This is a genomic window from Bacillus cereus, assembly GCF_002567495.1.
GTDB classification, from domain to species: domain Bacteria; phylum Bacillota; class Bacilli; order Bacillales; family Bacillaceae_G; genus Bacillus_A; species Bacillus_A cereus_AQ.
This window is the reverse complement of record NZ_NVAP01000083.1, coordinates 1-5,759: the sequence shown is the minus strand read 5'-3', so window position 1 is coordinate 5,759 and position 5,759 is coordinate 1. Positions and strand designations below refer to the sequence as shown.

The window sequence follows — 5,759 nt, the reverse complement described above, 5'->3', positions numbered from 1 at the left end:
ACTATTCGGGTTCACTTCATACTGCTATAAGGGGTTTTTATTATATTTCGAATTTTTATTTCTTTTCAATATTCATCCATATCTTTGTTATAATGGAAAAGTTGTTTCTTTAGACTAATTAACAAGGAGGATGTTATGGAACAATTTTACTTAATTTTAAAATATTTAATTCTTGGTCTGTTCCAAGGACTAACAGAACCAATTCCGATTTCTTCAAGTGGTCACCTCGTTTTAGCACAGCATTTGCTAGGACTAAAAATAGAAGGGTTTAGCTTTGAACTACTTGTTAATTCAGCTTCATTATTAGCTGTATTACTTATTTATAGAAATGATTTAATTCGTCTAACGAAGAATGGTCTCTCTTATATATTTACAAGAGCAGAAGACGCAAAATCAGATTTCTTCTTTATTATTTATCTTGTTATTGCAACCATTCCAGCAGGTGTTATTGGTGTTTTATTTAAAGATTACATCGATCAGTACTTAAAAGGTGTGAAGATGGTTGGGATTTCCCTTCTTATTACTGCTGTCGGCCTTTGGATTATTAGAAACTTACGTGGACGCAAAAATGATGGCGACCTTTCTATGAAAGATGCAATCATCGTCGGATTAGCACAAGCTTGCGCACTAATTCCCGGAATAAGCCGATCTGGTGCCACAATCGTAGCAGCGATGTTACTTGGTATGAAGCAAGAAACAGCTCTTCGCTTCTCATTCTTGCTATACATTCCTGTTAGCTTAGGTGGTTTATTACTAAGTATTACAGACATTGCAAAAGATCCAAATCTAGACACATTATTCGTACCATATGTCGTTGCATTCATCGCAACATTTATCATGACGTATATTGCACTAAAATGGTTTATGAACATTATGGCAAAAGGAAATTTAAAATATTTCTCTTTCTATTGCATTATCGTAGGTGTACTTACTCTTATTTTCTTATAAAGTGAAACTTACAAATCGAAAGCGGGTCATTCTATTACACTAGATGACTCGCTTTTTTATACCTTTATTAAGTCTATTATTTACTTAGAATTTTCTGAATAGTATAATATTATTTAAGTTCACTATTACAGTAAACCTATCTTTCCTACTATTATCGTAAAAGAGGTGTTTATATGTTTATTGTTACTAAACTCATTCACATTAAGTACGGATATGAAAGTGAGCTTCTTTATGAGCTTAAACAATATTATCCTTCCCCCGGAACGAACGGTTGCATTAACATAGAGTTTTCACATGTACATCGTACAAATGATAAGGCAGAATATATGATACGTATGTTATGGAAAACACAACAAGATTACCATGCATGGCTTTCTCAAAAAGAAGGAAATGAAACTTGGAAGCACAAAGTACGAGGCTATATCCTATCTTCCAAATCAAATGCTACCTATGTGCATTAGCCCTCCTCCTTTTCATCCCTTACGGGGGGAAAAATGAAAAAGTAAAAGCCCTCACCAATCGGGCTTTTACTTTTTCATACTGTAAGAGGGCTTCTCTTATGCATACACTTTCTTTTCTTGACAATACAAACGAATAACATGTTTATTTTGTTGAAATACATCATGCGTCAGACGAATAATAATAAAGTTTCGTTTTGTTTGATCATCATGAACAAAAATCTGTTCTCCCTCCTGAAAACGCCATGCACTTTCAAAAGTCGTAATATGATCCCCACTTACAGAAAAAAGTTCATATCGCATCTCTTGTACCCTCTCTCAACTTATATAATCACAATATCCTCATATTATTTTATTATAACTTAATCCCTATAAAATTAGTGATTTTTTCTATTTCGAAGGATTTTAACTTTGTATTTAAATATTTTTAGCGCTATAATGATAAACGAATTTTCATTGAAAGGAGTTTTACTTTGACTGCATATTTATTTCCAGTAAAAACAGCATTTATTTTATTTCCTTTTTTAGCAATGTTTCTTTTAATCCCTTTTTTAATATTTAATTATCGAAAATATGGTTATTTAAATAAATGGCGCTCATTTATTTTATACTCATTATTACTTTACTTATTAAATGCCTATTTTCTTGTTATTTTGCCGTTGCCACAAACGTTTGATACTTGTAGCCTACAACCGGCTAATACACAACACATGCAACTCTCACCATTTTATTTCATACAAGAGATTAGTAGCCATACATCGGCAATTTTAACGAAACCAGCTACTTATTTCTACTTATTAAAAGAGTCTGCGTTTTTACAAGTTGCATTTAATGTTCTACTAACTGTTCCATTCGGTATTTACTTACGTTATTATTTCCGACGTAGTTTCTTACAAACAATTTGTATTTCTTTTTTCCTTTCACTATTTTTCGAACTAACACAAGTGACTGGATTATACGGTATATACAATTGTGCATACCGATTATTTGATATCGATGATTTGTTTTTAAATACATTAGGTGGTGTAATTGGTTTTATTATTGCACCAATATTTACGTACTTCCTTCCGAAGACAAACGAGTTAGATAGTCATATTGATTTGGAAACGAAACCAGTCGGATTCATTCGTCGCCTTATCGCAATGCAAATTGATTGGATTTTCTTATCTATCGTTGTACCTGTCGTTAAAAACAAAGGAAATTCTGTCTTCATTTCTAATATGCAATCTTATACCAATATGTATGAACTCATTTTCATTACGTGTTCAATCCTTATTTACTTTATTATTATTCCATACTTCACAAATGGAAAAACAATTGGGAAAGCATTGCTTCGCATTTACGTGAAAGGAAAATCAGATCGTATTACATTAAAAGAACTATTTGTCCGCTACGGTATATTTTATTTTGCATTAGGTGGAATCAATTATATTCTTTCTAGTAGCTCTATTTTAAATCATACAGAACCTTTAGTATTACTCGTTACATTGTTATTCCTATTCATCATTAACGGCCTATTTATTATTCATGTTCTATTGCATGTATTTAGCCGTGATAAACTACTATTTTATGAACATATTAGTCATACAAGAAATGCAATTACACTAAAAAAAGCTGACAAATAATTATTTGTCAGCTTTTTCATACTCATAACTTGAAACTTTATTCAGTAGGAAGTGTCCACCTCCACTACTTATCAGCCCCCACCAATCAGGCAGTTATCTCCCAACTAATTTCCTCATATTCGCCGGATTTTGAGGTGGGGGTCTTACTGCCCGACAAATAGCGGGATAAATAACTTTTCTGCATAAGGATTAAAAAACATTCCAAGTTCATCTAAAGACCTCCTCACCTGTAAAAACGAATGAAACTCTGGATATATATCTTGTAATTGCTCATACGATAATGTATGCATTTTCCCCCAATGCGGACGCCCTTCATACTTTAGAAAAATTTTTTCCACTTCGCCAAAGTAAGCAGCATATTTCATACCTTTATACATATGAACAGCGATATACGCTGAATCTCTTCCATAGGCTGGACTAAGCCATATATCATCACCTTTCACATAGCGGCATTCGATCGGGAAGTGCACCTTATACTTTTTCTTTTCAATAAGATTTGAGATTTCTTCTACAACCGTTCTCATATACTTTGCAGGAATGCTATACTCCATTTCATAAAATGGTACTGTACGTGATGTAGCAAATACTTCATAGCTTGGGCCAATTATTTTTGTGTTTGGTACAGCCTTAGCTGATAATTGACTCACTCCTTTACTTATAGAAGGAAACCATTTACACCCTTTAGATAGCAAAGAGAACATCCTATTTTCAAGTAACTCCACCTTTAGTTTATGCCATTTCAAATCACTGCCTTTATTCGTTGTTTCGTTCGTAAGTTTCACTTGTACTTCATCAGAATAAGGAAAAACGAAAAATTCAAAATGACGATTCTTCTTATATTCTTCTAGTTTGTTCATTACAGTAGATAATGACTGTTTTTCACTTTTATAAACGAGTGAATACGCTGGAATAACCTTCAATTTTATTTTTACAATGATACCTAACATTCCAAGCGACAACTGAAACGCCCTCCAATATTCTACGTTCTCAGTTTCCGAACAAACTATACTCTCACCATTAGATAAAACTGCCGTAATCTCAATAACTTGTGTTGATAAACTCCCAAAGGTAACACCCGTTCCATGAGTCCCTGTACTAATCGCTCCTGCAATAGATTGCGAATCAATATCCCCTAAATTTTCTTGCGCATAGCCTTTTTCCTCAAGCAACTTCCCTAAATCATATAACTTTGTTCCTGCCCATACCTCAGCAACCATCTTCACTGCATCAATATTCACAATGCCCTTCAATTCATCTATTGAAACTAAAATTTCTTCCGTTTGCACGAGCGGTGTAAAGGAGTGTCCTGAACCGACAACACGAATTTTCTTCCCCTTTTTTCGTGCAAGCCCCACAACTTCTACTACATCTTGTATACTTTCTGGATACATCGTATAATGCGGCGTTCCTTCTACATTCCCTGTCCAATTTCTCCATTTTTGTCCCTTTATAGAAAGCATTGGCCATCCCCCCGATATGTTGAATACTCCCCAACAATCTCTCCTTTTTTAACGCGATACAAAAAAGGAAAGCGCTCACATAACTCGCCAGCCTTACTATGGCGAAACAAAATGGATTCTCCTATGTCCACTCGTTCCTTACCGTTATAAAAAACTGGCGTTTGTACTTCTCCAGCACCTTCTAAAGCTAATAGTTTTGCACCATTTGGTCTCCAAACCTCAGGCTCTTTATCTTTACCAACTGCGCCTGAAGCAATATATCCACCACCTAAGCAAGTGTAAATAGACGGGGCTGGTTTACGCACAATTGGTAGGGCAAATCCGATCGCCGGATGAAATTTCACCTCTTTATAATAATCAAACAACTTCGGAGAATAAAAAGCAGAACCTATTGTAATCTCTGAAACTGAATTATCTTTCTCGGTTGTTTTTATACTTCCTGTTCCGCCTCCATTTACGAACCTTAGCTCAATCCCAAGGCTTCGTATTGCTTTTACAATATGTTCTCTTCTTTCTTTAACTTCTATCACTGATTTCTTCTTTAAATACGAGATTACTTTACTTTTTATCCATTGATTCGGTATATGATCACCCACCCCGGCAATTTGAGCTTCATATCCCATTACACCATCTAACATTAAATATGATGACCTTCTCACCTTTTCCACTATTTTCAAAGCATCCTGCACATTTTTTACTGGGGATCTTTGTACGCCAAAATGAAATCGGAAGAAACGACTACTCATATCAATATCCAAACAAACACGAAAACATCCTTTAGACTTCTCAGCAATTTTTTCTAAATAAACAATATGATCTTCACAATCCACCATACAAGTTATAATGAAACCTTTCTTTGTTAGCAAACTAATTTCATACAAAGCTCTTTCATCATAAGCAGGATATCCAAGCAATAAATCATTAAATCCTTGTTCTATTAAAAATAAAACCTCTCTAGGTGAAAAGCACATAATACCTTGAAATCGATCATTTGTAGCTAAAATCTTTTGCATAATCGGAATAGAACGTAACGATTTACTCGCTATACGAATCTTCTTATTTCCACTTAACTCTATAATCGATTGAATATTTCTATCTAAAGCCACTTCATCCAAAAATGCACAAGGTAATATAACTTCTTTAAAAATTCCTCGATCCACATTTTTCTCTCCTCTTCTCTATATGTCTTATACATATTGGAAAGAAAGTTTAAATTTCCTCTTATAAAATAAAAAAGTTTCTTCATACTAATCTGTACCCTTTGTAAA

Annotated in this window: 6 protein-coding genes; 3 read left to right on the top strand and 3 right to left on the bottom strand. The window is 33.9% G+C overall.

All coding sequences use genetic code 11. From position 1 onward, the window contains the following. Nucleotides 1-135 precede the first annotated feature (135 nt). Both COK05_RS29715 and COK05_RS29710 read left to right on the top strand, forming a co-directional pair. The gene (locus tag COK05_RS29715; protein WP_098615386.1) at nt 136-948 is read left to right on the top strand and encodes an undecaprenyl-diphosphate phosphatase; all 813 of its coding nucleotides are present in this window, start codon (nt 136-138) and stop codon (nt 946-948) included. A gap of 173 nt (nt 949-1,121) precedes the next feature. Then, nucleotides 1,122-1,409 (top strand): antibiotic biosynthesis monooxygenase, encoded by a 288-nt coding sequence (locus COK05_RS29710; RefSeq protein ID WP_098615385.1) that lies wholly within the window; start codon nt 1,122-1,124, stop codon nt 1,407-1,409. A gap of 96 nt (nt 1,410-1,505) precedes the next feature. Here COK05_RS29710 and COK05_RS29705 read toward each other — a convergent pair whose 3' ends face one another. Further along, on the bottom strand, nt 1,506-1,709 hold the full coding sequence (locus COK05_RS29705; RefSeq protein WP_001268332.1) for a hypothetical protein: 204 nt from the start codon (nt 1,707-1,709) through the stop codon (nt 1,506-1,508). Between the two features lie 170 nt (nt 1,710-1,879). Here COK05_RS29705 and COK05_RS29700 point away from each other — a divergent pair, with 170 nt between their 5' ends. Further along, entirely contained in the window at nt 1,880-3,031 is a 1,152-nt protein-coding gene (locus tag COK05_RS29700) for a VanZ family protein (RefSeq protein ID WP_098615384.1), read from the top strand. Between the two features lie 143 nt (nt 3,032-3,174). Here COK05_RS29700 and COK05_RS29695 read toward each other — a convergent pair whose 3' ends face one another. Both COK05_RS29695 and COK05_RS29690 read right to left on the bottom strand, forming a co-directional pair. Further along, the gene (locus COK05_RS29695) at nt 3,175-4,491 is read right to left on the bottom strand and encodes a D-arabinono-1,4-lactone oxidase (protein ID WP_098615383.1); all 1,317 of its coding nucleotides are present in this window, start codon (nt 4,489-4,491) and stop codon (nt 3,175-3,177) included. Further along, on the bottom strand, nt 4,479-5,651 hold the full coding sequence (locus tag COK05_RS29690) for an amino acid deaminase/aldolase (protein WP_098615382.1): 1,173 nt from the start codon (nt 5,649-5,651) through the stop codon (nt 4,479-4,481). The genes COK05_RS29695 and COK05_RS29690 overlap by 13 nt, the downstream gene beginning before the upstream one ends. Nucleotides 5,652-5,759: the final 108 nt, after the last annotated feature.